The 15,224-nt window shown below is 72.3% G+C and carries 14 protein-coding genes; 4 read left to right on the top strand and 10 right to left on the bottom strand.

Annotation, left to right across the window (positions count from 1 at the left end):
* Nucleotides 1-2: 2 nt before the first annotated feature.
* Together ACPOLB_RS13330 and ACPOLB_RS13325 are read right to left on the bottom strand one after the other, a co-directional pair.
* On the bottom strand, nucleotides 3-1,688 hold the full coding sequence (locus tag ACPOLB_RS13330) for a long-chain-fatty-acid--CoA ligase (protein WP_425261854.1): 1,686 nt from the start codon (nucleotides 1,686-1,688) through the stop codon (nucleotides 3-5).
* Nucleotides 1,689-1,747: 59 nt separating this feature from the next.
* Nucleotides 1,748-2,470, bottom strand: coding sequence for an FFLEELY motif protein (locus ACPOLB_RS13325; RefSeq protein WP_425261853.1), 723 nt, complete (start codon nucleotides 2,468-2,470; stop codon nucleotides 1,748-1,750).
* 61 nt (nucleotides 2,471-2,531) lie between these two features.
* Here ACPOLB_RS13325 and ACPOLB_RS13320 point away from each other — a divergent pair, with 61 nt between their 5' ends.
* Genes ACPOLB_RS13320 through ACPOLB_RS13310 form a run of 3 tightly spaced genes read left to right on the top strand, consistent with a single transcriptional unit; the run spans nucleotide 2,532 to nucleotide 5,598 of the window.
* Nucleotides 2,532-3,038: a hypothetical protein gene (locus tag ACPOLB_RS13320; RefSeq protein ID WP_425261852.1), complete on the top strand. Its 507-nt coding sequence runs from the start codon at nucleotides 2,532-2,534 to the stop codon at nucleotides 3,036-3,038.
* Between the two features lie 10 nt (nucleotides 3,039-3,048).
* Nucleotides 3,049-4,662, top strand: coding sequence for a GMC family oxidoreductase N-terminal domain-containing protein (locus ACPOLB_RS13315; RefSeq protein ID WP_425261851.1), 1,614 nt, complete (start codon nucleotides 3,049-3,051; stop codon nucleotides 4,660-4,662).
* Between the two features lie 15 nt (nucleotides 4,663-4,677).
* Nucleotides 4,678-5,598 carry an esterase/lipase family protein gene (locus ACPOLB_RS13310; protein ID WP_425261850.1) on the top strand — a complete coding sequence of 307 codons (921 nt, stop codon included), beginning with the start codon at nucleotides 4,678-4,680 and terminating at the stop codon, nucleotides 5,596-5,598.
* Here the strand turns inward: ACPOLB_RS13310 and phhA are convergent.
* Together phhA and hppD are read right to left on the bottom strand one after the other, a co-directional pair.
* Complete coding sequence (phhA, locus tag ACPOLB_RS13305) at nucleotides 5,587-6,477, bottom strand: phenylalanine 4-monooxygenase (RefSeq protein WP_425261848.1); 891 nt, start codon at nucleotides 6,475-6,477, stop codon at nucleotides 5,587-5,589. The genes ACPOLB_RS13310 and phhA overlap by 12 nt on opposite strands.
* The gene (gene hppD / locus ACPOLB_RS13300) at nucleotides 6,474-7,577 is read right to left on the bottom strand and encodes a 4-hydroxyphenylpyruvate dioxygenase (RefSeq protein WP_425261847.1); all 1,104 of its coding nucleotides are present in this window, start codon (nucleotides 7,575-7,577) and stop codon (nucleotides 6,474-6,476) included. The genes phhA and hppD overlap by 4 nt, the downstream gene beginning before the upstream one ends.
* Nucleotides 7,578-7,701: 124 nt before the next feature.
* On the opposite strand from hppD, the gene ACPOLB_RS13295 reads away from it, so the two are divergent.
* Nucleotides 7,702-8,178, top strand: a complete 477-nt coding sequence (locus ACPOLB_RS13295) for an Lrp/AsnC family transcriptional regulator (protein WP_425261846.1) — start codon at nucleotides 7,702-7,704, stop codon at nucleotides 8,176-8,178.
* A 29-nt stretch (nucleotides 8,179-8,207) separates the two neighbouring features.
* Here the strand turns inward: ACPOLB_RS13295 and bcsG are convergent, their stop codons facing one another.
* The 6 genes from bcsG to ACPOLB_RS13265 are packed head-to-tail and all read right to left on the bottom strand — an operon-like array spanning nucleotide 8,208 to nucleotide 15,162.
* Complete coding sequence (gene bcsG, locus ACPOLB_RS13290) at nucleotides 8,208-9,752, bottom strand: cellulose biosynthesis protein BcsG (protein WP_425261845.1); 1,545 nt, start codon at nucleotides 9,750-9,752, stop codon at nucleotides 8,208-8,210.
* Nucleotides 9,753-9,756: 4 nt separating this feature from the next.
* On the bottom strand, nucleotides 9,757-12,246 hold the full coding sequence (gene bcsA / locus ACPOLB_RS13285; RefSeq protein WP_425261844.1) for a UDP-forming cellulose synthase catalytic subunit: 2,490 nt from the start codon (nucleotides 12,244-12,246) through the stop codon (nucleotides 9,757-9,759).
* The gene (gene bcsQ, locus ACPOLB_RS13280) at nucleotides 12,236-13,021 is read right to left on the bottom strand and encodes a cellulose biosynthesis protein BcsQ (RefSeq protein ID WP_425261843.1); all 786 of its coding nucleotides are present in this window, start codon (nucleotides 13,019-13,021) and stop codon (nucleotides 12,236-12,238) included. The genes bcsA and bcsQ overlap by 11 nt, the downstream gene beginning before the upstream one ends.
* On the bottom strand, nucleotides 13,014-13,184 hold the full coding sequence (locus ACPOLB_RS13275) for a hypothetical protein (RefSeq protein WP_425261842.1): 171 nt from the start codon (nucleotides 13,182-13,184) through the stop codon (nucleotides 13,014-13,016). The genes bcsQ and ACPOLB_RS13275 overlap by 8 nt, the downstream gene beginning before the upstream one ends.
* Nucleotides 13,181-14,965: a BcsE family c-di-GMP-binding protein gene (locus tag ACPOLB_RS13270; RefSeq protein ID WP_425261841.1), complete on the bottom strand. Its 1,785-nt coding sequence runs from the start codon at nucleotides 14,963-14,965 to the stop codon at nucleotides 13,181-13,183. The genes ACPOLB_RS13275 and ACPOLB_RS13270 overlap by 4 nt, the downstream gene beginning before the upstream one ends.
* A complete protein-coding gene (locus ACPOLB_RS13265) occupies nucleotides 14,962-15,162 on the bottom strand; it encodes a hypothetical protein (protein ID WP_425261840.1) in 201 nt (66 codons plus the stop codon). Before ACPOLB_RS13265 ends, ACPOLB_RS13270 begins: the two co-directional genes overlap by 4 nt.
* Nucleotides 15,163-15,224 lie beyond the last annotated feature (62 nt).

Here is a 15,224-nt window from a genome sequence, read left to right as displayed (position 1 = left end):
CACTAGGCGGCGTTGCGCAGTTCCCGCCGCAGGATCTTGCCGACGTTGCTCTTGGGCAGCTCGTCGCGGAACTCGATGTACTTCGGCCGCTTGTAGGCCGTGAAGTTGTCGCGGCAGTAGCGGCTGACATCGTCTTCCGACAGCGTCGGGTCGCTCTTCACGACGAAGAGCTTCACCACCTCGCCCGACTTCTCGTCGTTGATGCCGATGGCCGCGCATTCCAGCACGCCTGGCAGCAGGCCCACGACCTGCTCGATCTCGTTCGGGTAGACGTTGAATCCCGAGACCAGAATCATGTCCTTCTTGCGATCGACGATGCGCACCTGCCCCAGCTCGTCCATCACGCCCACGTCGCCCGACTTGAAGAAACCGTCCTCGGTCATGACCTTGGCCGTCTCGTCGGGGCGGTTCCAGTAGCCGGCCATCACCTGCGGGCCGCGGATGCAGATCTCCCCCGGCGTGCCGGCAGGCACGTCGCGACCGTCGTCGTCGCGGATCGCGATCTCGGTGGACGGGATCGGCACGCCGATCGTGCCGGTGAACGCCTTCAGGTCCAACCGGTTGCTGGTGGCCACCGGCGAGGTCTCCGACAGCCCGTAGCCTTCCACGATGGGGCATCCCGTCACCTTCAGCCACTTCTCGGCCGTCGCCTGCTGCACGGCCATGCCGCCCCCGTTGGAGACCACCAGTTCCGAGAAGTCGAGCCGCGCGAAGTCGGCGTCGTTGGCCAGTGCGTTGAACAAGGTGTTGACCGCCGGGAACATGTTCACGCGGTGCTTGGCCAGCGTCGCCACGAAGCCAGGAATGTCGCGCGGGTTGGCGATCAGCAGGTTCATCGCACCGAGCCGCGCGCCCATGAGCGCGCAGATCGTCAGCGCGAAGATGTGGTAGAGCGGCAGCGCGCAGACCACCGTGATGGGCTTGTTGCCCAGCGTGTCCAGCATCGGCTTGAACCACGCCTCGCTCTGCAGGATGTTGGCGACCACGTTCCGGTGCAGCAGCGTCGCGCCCTTCGACACCCCGGTGGTGCCGCCCGTGTACTGCAGGAAGGCGACGTCGTCCGGGCCGATGTCCACCCGCCGCAGGCTCATGCGCAACCCGGCCGACAAGGCCATGTTGAAGCGCGTGACGGTGCGTCCGTTGTCGGTGGGCAGGCGGAACTCGGGCACCAGCTTGCGCACGTGGCGCACCGCGAAGTTGATCAGCAGGCCGCGCCAGAAGCCGACGCAGTCGCCGAAGGCCGCCAGCAGCACGTGGCGGACCGAGGTGTTGTCGATCACCTCTTCCAGCGTCGTCGCGAAGTTCTCCAGCACGATGCAGACCTCGGCGCCGGAATCCTTCAGCTGGTGCTCCAGCTCGCGCGCCGTGTACAGCGGGTTCACGTTCACGACGACATAGCCGGCACGCAGGATGGCGGCGATCGTCACCAGGTACTGCGGCACGTTGAGCATCATCACGGCCACGCGCGCGCCCTTGGCCAGGCCCAGCGACTGCAGCCAGGCGCCCAGCGCCTCCGAGAGCTGGTCGACCTCGCGAAAGCTCATGCGCTGGTCCATGAAGCACAGCGCATCCCGCCGGGCGTGGTGCCGGAACGCGTCCTCCAGCAGTGCCGCCAGCGAGGGGAAGATGTCGGTGCGCACTTCGGCGGGAACGCCGGGCGGGTAATGGGCGAGCCAGGGGGTCTGCACGGGGAACGGATCCAGGTTGAGCAAGCAGCGCGCATCGTCGCGGGCGCCCGCCGTCGGGTCTACGGGAGTTGTCCTAACGCCCAGCCCGGACCTGTCGCCCCGGCGACATCCGTGTCGGCGAACAAGCCGGCCGCCAGCGCCCGCTCGCGCGAGGCCACCGTGTCCAGGAAGAAGGCCGCCCCGCGCATCTCGCGGAAGGTGTCGAAGCCGTTCTCCAGGAAGCCCTGCAGCGCGCCCAGCCCGGCTGCGCGCGCCGGCCCGCGCATCAACCGCAGCGAGTGGCGCAGCAGCGGATTGCCGGTGTAACGGTCGAGCGCGCGGCCGACTGACAACATCAGCGCGATCTGCCGTTCGCGGTCGGCAGGCCGGCCCACGGTGCGCCATGCCTGCAGATACGCCTCGGGGGTGATCGCCGCGTCGGCGAGCGCGCCGCCCATCTGCGTGTCGAGTTCCTCGGACACCGCATGCAGTTCCGCCAGCGACCGCACCGTGCCCACGATCTCGTGCGGGAACAGCCGCACCAGCGCCGGCACGATGCGCGCAAACTGGTCGTCGCGGGCGCTGAAGTCGTGCGGCCCGTACAGGTCGTCCAGGAAGAAGCGCGCCGCCTTCGCGTAGCGCGGCGAGGCCAGCAGGTCCGCGTACGTGTGCGCGAAGCGCTGGTGCTGGTAGGCCTTCACTGCCTGCACGCGGGCCAGCAGCCCCGCGTCGCGGGCGCGGACCTGGCGCTCCGCGAAGACGGTGCCCAGGTGCTGCAGGATGGCCTGGCCTTCAGGTGTCATGGCGCGTCGTTAGTCGGCAACCTCTAGGGTCGGCGCCGGCAATGATGCAACACTGCCGCGCATGCAACGTCGCCAACTGCTCCGCGTGGGCGCCGCCACCGCCCTGGTGCTGGGCGCGGCCGGTGCCGGCGTGGCCCTGCTGCAGCCCGGCGTGGTGGGCGGGCGCTTCACGCCGCCCGCCCGTGCGGTGTTCGCCGCCGTGGCCACGGCGGTTCTCGACGGCCTGCTGCCCGCCGCAGGTGCAGCACGGGCTGCCGCGCTGCAAGCCCACCTCGACCGCCTGGACGCCACGCTCACCGGCCTGCCGCCCGCCCTGCAGTCCGAGGTCACCGAACTGGCCACGCTGCTGGCCACCGCGCCGACGCGGCTCGCGCTGACCGGCCTGCTGCCGGCCTGGCACGAGGCCACGCCCGACCAGCTGCAGGCCATGCTGCAGGCGCTGCGCACCTCGTCCCTGTCGCTGCGGCAACAGGTCTACCACGCGCTGCGCGACCTGACGAACGCCGCGTGGTTCGCAGACGCCGCGGCCTGGTCGGCCATCGGCTACCCCGGCCAACGTGCCGTCTGAAGGCGAGCCCATGCCCGTCCCCGACCCGATCGAACAAGGCCTGGCGCGCGGCTGGAAAGTGCGCGGCGGGCCGCACGGCGACCTGCCCGAGACCCTGCGCTGCGATGTGGCCATCGTCGGCAGCGGCGCCGGTGCGGGCATCACGGCCGAGCTGCTCACCGCCGCCGGGCTCGACGTCGTGATCGTCGAGGAAGGACCGCTGCGGTCCAGCCGCGACTTCCACCAGACCGAGGCCGAGGCCTACCCGGCCCTCTACCAGGACAGCGCCAGCCGCAAGACCGCCGACAAGGGCATCGGCATCCTGCAGGGCCGCTGCGTCGGCGGCTCGACCACGGTGAACTGGACCAGCTCGTTCCGCACACCCACGGCCACGCTGGAACACTGGCGCGCGCACTTCGCCTTGCCCGACCTCACCGACGATGCGCTGGCGCCCTGGTTCCAGCAGGTCGAACAACGCCTGCACATCGGCCCGTGGCTGGTGCCGCCGAACGCCAACAACCAGCTGCTGCGCGTGGGCGCGGCACGGCTGGGCATCCCGGCGGCCGCCATCCAGCGCAACGTGCGCGGCTGCTGGAACCTGGGATCGTGCGGCATGGGCTGCCCGACCAACGCCAAGCAGTCGATGCTGGTCACGACGATCCCCGTCGCACTCGACCGCGGCGCCACGCTGCTGGTGCAGGCGCGGGTGGAGCGCCTGCTGATCGAAGGCCACACCGTGCGCGGCCTCGAGGCCGTGCCCGTGCAGCTGAACGGCGCGCCGGCGTCCGACCGCCGCACGCGCATCACCGCCCGGCACGTGGTGGTGGCGGGCGGCGCCATCAATTCGCCGGCGCTGCTGCTGCGCTCGAAGGCGCCCGACCCGCACCGGCGCCTGGGCGCACGGACCTTCCTGCACCCGGTGGTGGTGTCGGCAGCGCGTTTCGACGAGCGCATCGAAGGCTGGAACGGTGCGCCGCAGACGCTGTACACCGACCACTTCCTCGACACCCAGCCGATCGACGGCCCCATCGGCTACAAGCTCGAGGCACCGCCGCTGTATCCGCTGATCGTGTCGTCCACGCTGCCCGGCTTCGGCGCCGCGCAGACGGCGCTGCTGCACGACTTCGCCCACACGCACGCGCTGCTGGCCTTGCTGCGCGACGGCTTCCACGCCGAGGCCGCGGGCGGGCAGGTGCGCCTGCGCAGCGACGGCTCGCCGCAGCTCGACTACATGCTCAACAGCTTCGTGATGGACGGCGCGCGGCGCGCGCTGCTCAGCATGGCCGAGATCCAGTTCGCGGCCGGTGCGCGCGACGTGCTGCCGGTGCACGAGATGGCGGTGCCCTACACCAGCTGGAACCAGGCACGTGCCGCGATCGCTGCGCTGCCGATGCAGCCGCTGCTGACCCGCGTGCTCAGCGCGCACGTGATGGGTGGCTGCGGCATGGCCGGCCGCGAAGACCTCGGCGTGGTGCGGCCCGACGGCCGCCACTGGCAGCTGGAGAACCTGTCGGTGCACGACGGCTCGCTGTTCCCCACCAGCATCGGCGCCAATCCGCAACTCTCCGTCTACGGCCTCACCGCGATGCTCGCGACGCTGCTGGCGCGCCAGCTGAGCGGGCGCGACGTGCGCCTGGGCGCCTGAAGGCCGCACACGCCGATGCTGGCACGGCTGCAGCAGGCCCTGACGCTCGGCGCGCTGCTACTGGCGCTGGCCTGGGGCGTGCTGGCCTGGCGCGCCGGCCATCCCGGCTGGGCGCTGGGCGGCGGATTCCTCATCGTCTTCGGCTACGCGCTGGTGCTGGCGCTGGAATTCGCGCTGCTGCACCGCGTGCACGGCGACGACCCGGCGCCGCGCGCCACGCCGGCGCAGCTGCTGCGCGCCTGGGCTGGCGAAGTGCTGTCGGCGCCGCTGGTCTTCTGCTGGCGCCAGCCCTTCCGCAGCCACCGTTTCCCCGACCACCTGCCGGCTGCGGCGCAGGGCCGCCGCGGCGTGCTGCTGGTGCACGGCTTTGTCTGCAACCGCGGCCTGTGGAACCCGTGGATGCAGCGCCTGAAGGCCGCGGGCGTGCCCTTCGTCGCCGTGAACCTGGAGCCGGTCTTCGGTGCCATCGACGACACCGTCGGCATCCTGGAGCAGGCCGTGCAGCGTCTCGAGCGCAGCACCGGCCTCGCGCCCGTGGTGGTGGCGCACAGCATGGGCGGCCTGGTGCTGCGGCGCTGGTGGGCGGAGCACGGCGGCGACAGCCGCGTGCACCACGCGCTGACGATCGGCACGCCGCACCACGGCACCTGGCTGGCCCGCTTCGCGATGAGCCGCAATGCGCGCCAGATGCAGCGGCATGCACCCTGGCTGCAGGCGCTGGCGCAGCGCGAGCCTGCCGGCCGGGCCGCGCGCTTCACGTGCTTCTACAGCCACTGCGACAACATCGTGTTCCCGCCGTCGACCGCCACACTGGAGGGCGCCGACAACCACCACCTGCCGGCCGTGGCGCACGTGCACATGGCCGATCACCCCGCGCCCTGGGCCGCGCTGCAGCGGCTGCTCGGCCTGCCGCTGCAATCGGCATCAGGCCGCTGAAGGCACGGCGTAGCGGCGTTCGCCGGGCAGCACCGTGCCGGCGTCGATCTCGCCGTCCTGCGCGATGCGCGCGCGCACCGCGGCATACACCGGCGTGAAGTCGGGCGCGGTGGCGTCGAAGAGCTGCTGGAAGCTGTCGATCACGAAGTACGTGGCCTGGTAGGTGTCGATCTTGTAGCGGCTGCGCATCAGCCGCTGCAGTTCGAAGCCCACGCGCTCGGCGGCGGGGCTCGTGACGCTGTGGCGCAGTTCGCCGGCCGAGCTCAGGATGCCCGCGCCGTAGGCCCGCAGGCCGCGCGGCGTGGCGATCAGGCCGAACTCCACCGTGTACCAGTACAGCCGCGCCAGCAGCTCGCAGGCGTCGAGCCGGCTGGCCTTCAGGCCGCCGGCGCCGTAGGCCTGCATGTAGTCGGCGAACGTCGGGTCGAACAGCAGCGGCACATGGCCGAACAGGTCGTGGAAGATGTCGGGCTCGACGACGTAGTCGAACTCCTCGGGCCGGCGGATCCAGTCGGTCACCGGGAAGCGGCGCTCGGCCAGCAGCGCGAAGAAGGCTTCTTCCGGGATCAGGCCCGGCACGCCGACGATCTGCCAGCCGGTGGCCTTCAGCAGCCGCTCGGAGATGGCGTCGAAGCGCGGGATCTGCTCGGGCGCCCCCAGCTGCTGCACCGCGGCGATGAACTCGTCGCAGGCCAGACCCGGCAGCTGCTGCAGCTGCCGCGTGTACAGGCGGCGGTAGGTGTCGTGGTCGGCGGCCGTGTACTGCGACCAGTCCTGCGCGCAGGTGTAGTCGCTGCGCGCGCGCCCGTAGTCGCCGCGCGGCGGGCGGTCGCCCTGCCCGTAGGTCACCGGCGCGACGCCGGCATTCACGCGCTTCATTTGGCTTCCAGGACCCCACGGCGCATCTGGTCGAGCTCGATGCTCTCGAACAGGGCCTTGAAGTTGCCCTCGCCGAAGCCCTGGTCGCCCTTGCGCTGGATGAACTCGAAGAAGATCGGCCCCAGCTGGTTCTCGCTGAAGATCTGCAGCAGCAGCTCGCCCGCCTTGCCGTCGACGAGGATCTTGCGCTGCCGCAGTGCGGCCACGTCCTCGCCGTGCCCCGGGATGCGCTTGTCCACCAGCTCGTAGTAGGTGTCGATGGTGTCGAGCAGCTTGATGCCGCCGGCACGCAGCGCGTCGACCGTCCGGTGCAGGTCGGTGGAGCCCAGCGCGATGTGCTGGATGCCTTCGCCGTGGTACTTGTCCAGGTACTCCTGGATCTGCCCGGCCTTGTCGTTGCCCTCTTCGTTGATGGGGATGCGGATCTTGCCGCAGGGGCTGGTCATGGCCTTGCTCTTCACGCCGGTGACCTGGCCCTCGATGTCGAAGTAGCGCACCTCGCGGAAGTTGAACAGGCGCTCGTAGAAGTCGGCCCATTCGCCCATGCGGCCGCGGTGCACGTTGTGCGTGAGGTGGTCGATGTAGGTCAGGCCGTGGCCGGGCGGGTTCAGGCTGGCCCCCGAATCGGCGCCCAGCGGTTCGAAGTCGACGTCGAAGAAGCCGATGTTGCCGATGTCGCCGTCCTTCGCGCCGCCTTTGCCGCGCCACTTGTCGACGAGGTAGATCAGGCTGTCGCCGATGCCCTTGATGGCCGGGATGTTCAGCTCGCCCGGGCCCGCCGTGCCGGCGTACCCCCAGGCGCCGAGCGACTGCGCGCGGGCGTAGGCCTGGCGCGCGTCCTGCACGCGGAAGGCGATGGCGCAGATGCTCGGGCCGTGCAACCGCGCGAAGCGCTGCGCGAAGCTGTCGGGCTCGGCGTTGACGATGAAGTTGATCTCGCCCTGGCGGTACAGCAGCACGTTCTTGTGGCGGTGCCGGGCGATGGCGCGAAAGCCCATGCGCTCGAACAGCTGGCCCATGGCCACGGGGTCCGGCGCGGCGTACTCGATGAACTCGAAGCCGTCGGTGCCCATCGGATTGTCCCAGGGGGTGAATTGCATGCTGCCGCTCCAGACACAGGGAAAGTGTCCGGACTGTAGGGTCGCCGACGCGCAGTTTGTCTGCAAGACTGCGCGTTGATCGTGGTCAAGACGCATGAAAAGTGCAAAACTCCGGCGCATGGAGATGGAAACCGAGCTTGATGCAATTGATCGGCGCATCCTTGCGGCGCTGCAAGCCCAGGGGCGCAGCACCTACGACGAACTCGCGGCGCAGGTCGGCCTGTCGTCGAGCGCCACGCTGCGCCGCGTGAAGCGGCTGGAGGAAGCGGGCGTGATCGCCGGCTACGTGGCGCTGGTGGCCCCCGAGCGCGTGGGGCTGGGGCTCACGGCCTACATCAACGTGCGGCTGGAAAAGCACACCGACAGCCACAAGCGCAGCCCGATGGACCAGTTCGCCGCGGCCGCGCAGACCTGGCCCGAGGTGGTGGAATGCGCTGCGCTCACCGGCGAGATGGACTACCTGCTGCGCGTGCTGGTGCGCGACATGGCGCACTACAGCCGATTCATCATGGACCACCTGCTCAAGCACCCCAGCGTGCAGGACTGCAAGACCAGCTTCGTGCTGCAGCGCCTGAAGGGCACGACGGCCGTGCCGGTGTAGCCGGCGCGTTGCCGCCGCGGCAAGTCGCCTCAGTACGCCGTCCAGCTGCCGTCGGGCGACCGCAGGTAGCTGCGTTCGCCCTGGCGCATCAGCACCGTGCCGTCGTTCTCGGCCACCCAGTCGGTGCCCGGCAGTTCGCGGGCGATGGCTTCCAGCTGTGCGCGGCCGTCCAGCGTGCGTCCCAGCGGCATCAGCGTCGCGACCAGCGAGGCCAGCGCGAAGTAGCTGCTCGGCTTGTCCACCACCACGGGGCCGCCGCCCGAGCTGAAGCCCTCGAAGCCGATCAGCTTCGCGGCCGCCGGCACGCTGGTGATGCCCACCGTGGGCAGCTCGCGCAGCCCCGAGATCTGCACCGCGTCGCCGCGGATCGCGCCGCCATGCTCGGGCACCAGCAGCAGCAGCGTCGGCCGCTTGCTGGTCTCGATCAGCGTGATGAAGCGTTCCAGGTCGGCCAGCAGGGTCGTCAGCCGCGGCTTGAACGTGTCGCGGCTGCGCAGCGACTGCAGCCCCGGCACGCGGTTGCCGTCGTGCAGCGTGACGCTGTTGTAGAGCAGCGCCAGCGGCGCCGCGCTGCTGCTGCGCGGCTGCCACCAGCGTGCGAGCACGTCGAAGTCGGCCTGGATCGGCGTGCCGTCGAAGGCCTGCATCGCCACCGGCGCGCCGCTGTCGGTGGTGGGCGCGACACCCAGGCCGCCCAGGTTGCGCAGCTGCTCGGCGAAGTTGTCGAAGTGGCCGTCGTGGTTCATCAGCAGCGCGCTCTCGTAGCCCGCCTGTGCAAGGTTGCCGAACAGGTGGCACTGCGCCGGCGCGGCCTCGTACAGCGTGCTCTGCGGCGTCTGCCCGCAGCTTGCGCGCAGCAGCCGCAGCAGCGCCGGGCCGCTGTAGCTGGCGGCGCTGTTGAACTGGCGGAACACCAGGTCGAAGCGCGACAGCAGCGGCGCGTCGCGCATGCGCACTTCGTCGAGGTCCTCCCACGACAGCGAGCAGATGCTCAGCACGATCACGTCGAAGGCCGGCGTCACGCCCGGCGGCAGCGGCGCGAGCTTGTCGGCCTCGGTGGCGTAGAAGCCGGCCAGCCGTGCGCCCAGCTGGCCGGGCTCGAGCGGCGCGCCGGCGTCGGCGCGGGGGTTCAGAGTCGGCGCCGGGTCGGCCCCGCGGGCCCAGAAGCCCGGCGCCGGCAGCAGCGCCGCCGACAGCAGGCCGGCGAAGGCCAGCGTCGCGAACCGCAGCCGGCGCCGCAGCGCCAGGTACAGCAGCACCAGCAGCGCCAGTGCCGCCAGCACCGGCCACGCCACGAGGCGGCCGGCCAGCTCCAGCCAGTAGGCGGCGCTGAAGCTCGCCAGCGCGCCGAGCTGGCTCCACAGCCGCGCCAGCGGCGGCAGGAAGCTGTCGTGGTAGAGCAGCGCCAGCGCCACCGGCACCGCCAGCACGTGGCGCGCCAGCCGCAGCCGCGGCTGCTGCAACGGCCAGGCCAGCGCGGCGGCGAACAGCAGGTTCAGGCCCCAGTGCAGGCCGATGAGCTGCCCCCAGTACAGGCCGATCTTGGCCAGGAAGTACAGGCTCCAGGCACCCATCGCGTCAGCCCCGCGCCGCGGCCAGCGCGGTGTCGAAGCGGGCACGCCAGCGCGCCCAGCGCTGCGCCACGAGCAGCGCGTAGGACCGGCCCAGGCTGCGGTAGCCCTGCGCGCCGAGCGTGACGATCTCGGTCAGGCCCTGCAGCGGGTGGTCGCTCACGTACTGATCGTTCCAGCGGGCCCAGGCGTCGGCGCGCGAGAAGGTGCACTGGATCAGCGCCTGCTGCTGCGCCAGCGTGAGCGGGCCGAAGCGCAGGCCTGCGCGCTCGCCGCGCCGCGCGCTCACGCGGGCCGGGAACACGTGTTCGCCGCTGCCGCTGAACATCAGCACGTTCAGCGAGGTGTCCACCGGCAGGTCCAGCGGCCCGGCCAGGCGCAGCCCCAGGCCGCTGAGCGAGTAGTCCTCGGTCTCGCAGCGGTGCGTGTGGCCGCCGGCCAGCAGCAGGCACACCGGCAGCTGCGCCGGCACGCGGTGGGCCAGCCGCACCTGGCGGCGCTCGCGCGCCACGCCGATGGCCGCGCCCAGGATCAGCAGGTTGAACACCGTCCACAGCAGGTTCAGCAGCACGGTGGCCGGTTCGTGCGTGTTCCACCAGAACAGCCGCGCCACGCCCACCCCCAGGCCGATGGCGTTCAGCAGCACCAGCGCCAGGTACGGCCGCGAGATGCTCCAGTCGAAGTGCGTCTGCTCCACCTGCCCGCCCTTGGCCGTGACGTTGAACTTGCCCGCGTTCGGGTTGATGAAGGCCAGCGTCGTGGGCAGCGTGATGTACCAGGCCAGCACGGCCTCGTAGACCTCGGCCCAGAACGTGTGGCGGTGCGGGCCCTGCACGTGCGCGTTGGCGATGTTGGGCAGCACCACGTGCGGCAGCACGTACAGCGCGATCAGCGGCGCCGAGGCATTGATGATGTGCAGCTCGCCGTACAGGTAGGCCAGCGGCGCGGTCAGGAAGACCAGCCGCGGGATGCCGTAGAAGAAGTGCAGCATCGCGTTGCTGTAGCAGATGCGCTGCATGAAGCTCAGGCCCTTGCCGAACAGCGGGTTGTCGGTGCGGAAGATCTGCGCCATGCCGCGCGCCCAGCGGATGCGCTGGCCGACGTGGCCCGACAGGCTCTCGGTGGCCAGCCCGGCGGCCTGCGTGATGTTCAGGTAGGCGGTGCGCCAGCCGCGGCGGTGCATCTTCAGCGCGGTGTGCGCGTCTTCGGTGACGGTCTCGACCGCGATGCCGCCCACTTCCTCCAGCGCCTCGCGCCGCAGCACCGCGCACGAGCCGCAGAAGAACGTGGCGTTCCAGAAGTCGTTGCCGTCCTGCACCAGGCCGTAGAACAGCGCGCCCTCGTTGGGCACGCGGCCGAAGGTCTCGAGGTTGCGCTCGAACGGGTCGGGACTGAAGAAGTGGTGCGGCGTCTGCACCATCGCGCACTTCGGGTCGCGCAGCAGTTCGCCCATCGTCGTCTGCAGGAAGCTGCGCACGGGCAGGTGGTCGCAGTCGAAGATGGCGATGAAGGCGCCGTCGGTCCGTGCCAGCGCGTGGTTCAGGTTGCCGGCCTTGGCATGCTTGTTGTCCGGGCGCACGGCGTAGCCCACGCCGACCTCGGCCGCGAAGGCCCGCACCGCGTCGCGTCGGCCGTCGTCGAGGATCGTGATGCGCAGCTTGTCGGCCGGCCAGTCCAGCCCCTTGGCCGCCAGCACGGTGGGCGTGAGCACACCCAGCGGCTCGTTGTAGGTCGGGATGAACACGTCCACCGTCGGCCAGCTGGCGGCATCGGGCGGCAGCACCGCCGGCTTGCGTTGCAGCGGCCACGCGGTCTGCACGAAACCCAGCAGCATGATGATCCAGGCGTAGACCTCGGCCGCCAGCAGGCCCCAGCCCAGCACCGTCTCCCAGCCGGGCTGCAGGTCCATCGACTGCGTGATGCGCCACCAGCCGTAGCGGCAGGTCGCGATCAGCGACAGCATCACCAGCACCAACCCGGGCACCACGCCCGGCAGCTTGCGCACCAGCAGCGCCAGGCCCCACATCGCCAGCGCCAGGAAGAGCTGGCCGCTCCAGGCCAGCGGCGTGGTCACCGCCAGCCAGAACGCAAAGCCGCTGACCGCCAGCACCAGCGCCACCGCCGGGCGCGACTGCAGCCAGCGCGCGTCGGCCAGCGCCTCCAGGCGCGCGCCCCAGTGCGCACGGTCCAGCGCCGGCAGGCGCGCCTGCCAGGCGCCCAGCAGCCGGCGCAGCCCTGCCGTGCGCGCCCCCCAGCGCCGCGGCGGCGCCGGCGGCGGCACCAGCAGGCGCAGCAGCCAGGTGCGCGCCGTCGCCTGCGGCGGCACGCCCAGGCCGCGGCGCAGGCCGTGGCCGATGCCGTCGAGCAGCGCCTCGGCCGCGCGTTCGAGCGCGGTGCCGCCGGGCTGCCGCGGCGCCACGAACAGCCGCCACAACCAGCCGCGCCAGGTGGCGCCGGGCGCCACGCCCAGCCACTGCCGCAGCGCCTCAGCCCACATCGTCCGCACCCAGCTGCAGCTGCAGCGGCGAGTCGAAGCGTCCCCCCAGCCAGCGCAGCAGGCCGTGCAGGTCGTGCGTGGCCTGCGCGTGCGGCGCCGCGTCGGACAGCGCCACCTGCCGCGCGAAGGCCTCGGGCACGGCTTCGTCGCGGTGCACCACGTGCGGCGCCAGCCGCGCGCCCAGCCGCGCCTGCAGCGCCGCGCGCACACCCTGCTGCAGCGGCCGCGAGGCGTCGAAGCCGTTCAGCAGCGCCACCAGCGGCTTGGCCGCCGCCATCGCCAGCGCTTCGGGCAGCAGCGCCACGGCGCCCGGGTCGGCGCGCAGCACCAGCAGCACCGCGTCGGCCGCCAGCATCGCCTGCTCGGTCAGCAGCGACGGCGAGCGTGGCGTGTCGATGAAGGTCCACACCGCCACCGACGCGGGGTCGGGGCGGTCGATCTGCGCCAGCCGCTCGGCCAGCCAGCCGCGCTGGCGCGCCATCTGCGGGTACCAGTCGCGCAGCTGCTCCACGTCGAGCCGGCCGAAGGGCAGCACCAGCGCGCCCTCGGCGCTGCGCAGGGCGCTGTCCTGCCAGGGGCGGCCGTTGGCGTCGTTCGCGGCCAGGCCCTGCGCGGGCGGCTGTTCCAGCCCGAAGTGCAGCGCCAGCAGGTTCTGCGGGTCCCAGTCGACGGCCAGGCTGGACTGCCCCTGGCGCGCGGCCAGCGTCGCCAGCGCCGCCGTCAGCGTGGTGCGGCCGACGCCGCCGGCCAGGGAGATGACGGCCAGGCTAGGCATCGGTGTCCGCCGCAGGCAGCTCGACCGGCTGCACGCACAGCAGCCGCCGCGCCGGCCGTGCGCGCGGCAGGGCCAGCCCGATGCGCTGCGCCAGCCGCCACAGCAGCAGCAGCCCCACGGCCAGCAGCACGCCGCCCAGCAGCGCGTTGATGAACACGCTCATTCGCGCAGCCTCAGCACCACGCGTTCCGGCGTGCGCGGCGCCGGCGGCGCGGGCGGCTCGTCCAGCGGCGCCGGCAGCGTGTCTTCGCCCGCGGGCTGCAGCGCGACGAAACCGCTCTCGCTGACCTCCAGCCGCTGCGGTTGCAGCGCCTGCAGCACGTCGCTGTAGTCGGTGACGGCGTCGACCGCGTTGCGGCGCAGCCGCTCCAGCGCGCGCCGCATCGCGTCGGGCTCGGGCCGCATGCGCAGCTGGTGGAACAGCTCGGCCAGCGGCACCGCGAACAGGCGCTTGAGCGTGGGTTCGACGTCGGGCGCGCGGCAGGCGAACAGGAACACCCAGACCGACTGCGCGTCGGCGCTGACGATGTCGCCGTCGCGGCCGATGCGGCAGGCCGCCAGCGCGTCCAGGTGCGCGACCTGCGGCAGCAGCGGCAGCTGCACCATGCAGTGCGCCAGGCCCAGCGGTTCGGTGCGCTGCAGCATGCGGTCGGCAGCGTCGCAGAAGGCCTGCAGCGGCAGGTAGCCGCGCACCGGGTCGGGCTTCATCTGCGCCAGCAGGTCGGGCGCGGCCTCGTCGGCGACACGGCGCGCGTAGGTCTGGTTGCGCAGCTCCACCAGCGTCTGCAGCAGGCGCGAGAAGCCGATGTTGCGGTAGACCACGGTGTTGGCGCCCAGGCGCACCAGGGCCAGTTCCTGGTTGTAGCGCAGCTGCCCGCCGACCTCACGCACCACGATCTTCAGCGCGTGCGGGTGCGCGGCGCGCAGCCGGCGCACGGTGTCCAGCAGCGCCGGCAGCTCGTCGGCGCTGCGGTGCGGCAGCAGCACGGTGGCCGCCACCGCGTAGCGGCAGGCCGCCACCACGGCGTCCAGCGAGTCGCAGACCTGCCAGTGCGCGGGCGCGCCGTCGGGGGCGCCGGCCAGCGTGTCGGGCAGCGTGATCACGCGCTCGGCGTCGCTGGCGGTGACCAGGGCGTGCGTGTCCAGCGCCAGCCCGCTGCCGTCGGCCTGCCAGCCGCCGTCGGCGCTCTCGACGAGGCCGAAGCCCAGGTCCTGCACCGTGCCGGCACGGCCCCCGGACCAGCGCACGACCTCGAAGTGCACCTGCTCGCCGTGGCGCTGCAACTGCGCCATGCAGGGCAGCGGGCTGCGTTCGAACAGCGGCAGCAGCGCCTGCCCGCGGTGGCGCAGCGGCGCCAGCGCCAGCAGCGGCGCGGCGTCGCGTTCGGCGGCCCAGCGCTGCAGCGCCGCCACCGCCTGCTGCACGGCGGCGGAGACCTCGGGCGCCGCCTCCGGCACCGCGTCCGGCGCCGCTTCGGTTCCTCCGGGCGCCGCCGGGCCGCCCAGCCACGGCGGCAGCAGGTCCACCAGCAGCAGTTCGCCGCGGCGCAACCCGCAGGCCGCCAGCTCCTGCAGCAGGAAGGCATCGCCGCGCTCGCGCAGCGTGGCCGCGGCGCCTGGCGTCCAGGCCAGCGCGCGCAGGCGGCCGCTGCGCGCGGCGTCCACCACCAGCGGCCCCAGCGCGCGCAGCGCGTCGGCGTCGGCGCCGAGCCAGGTCACCTGTCCATCGGCCAGTTCGGTCTCGAGCAGCCTGCGCAGCAGGCGCTGCCGCGTGCCGTTGTCGCCCAGCAGCAGCAACGCCGGCTGGCCGCGCCGCAGCACGCCCACCTGTCCGGGCAGGAAGGCGATGGGCAGCTGCACGCGGCGCGGCGCCCGGCCCAGCAGCACCTGCCACAGCGGCGCGAGCGTGCGCCGGGCCAGGCGCCAGGGGGACGACGTGCTCACGGCAGCGGCGGCGCCATGCGCCAGATGCGCGGCCAGTCGGTGCGCGAGCGCTGCGCCGCGGCGGCCTGCTGGGCGTCGAAGTAGTGCGGCAGCGCCGCGCCGTGGCGGGCCAGCAGCAGCGCGACGTCGGCCGGCAGCGGCGTCGGCACCTCGGTGGCGCCGGCCAGCCCGGCTGCGCCGGGAACGTCGGCGGGCAACGAGACGGTGGAGGGCGGGCGGCTGGACACTGCCGGGCACTGTAGCAAAGCGGGCCGCCGCG

The sequence above is a fragment of the Rubrivivax soli genome (assembly GCF_049810355.1).
Lineage (GTDB): Bacteria > Pseudomonadota > Gammaproteobacteria > Burkholderiales > Burkholderiaceae_C > Rubrivivax.
Note: the sequence above shows the minus strand (reverse complement) of the source record. Positions and strands in the feature narration are given on the sequence as shown.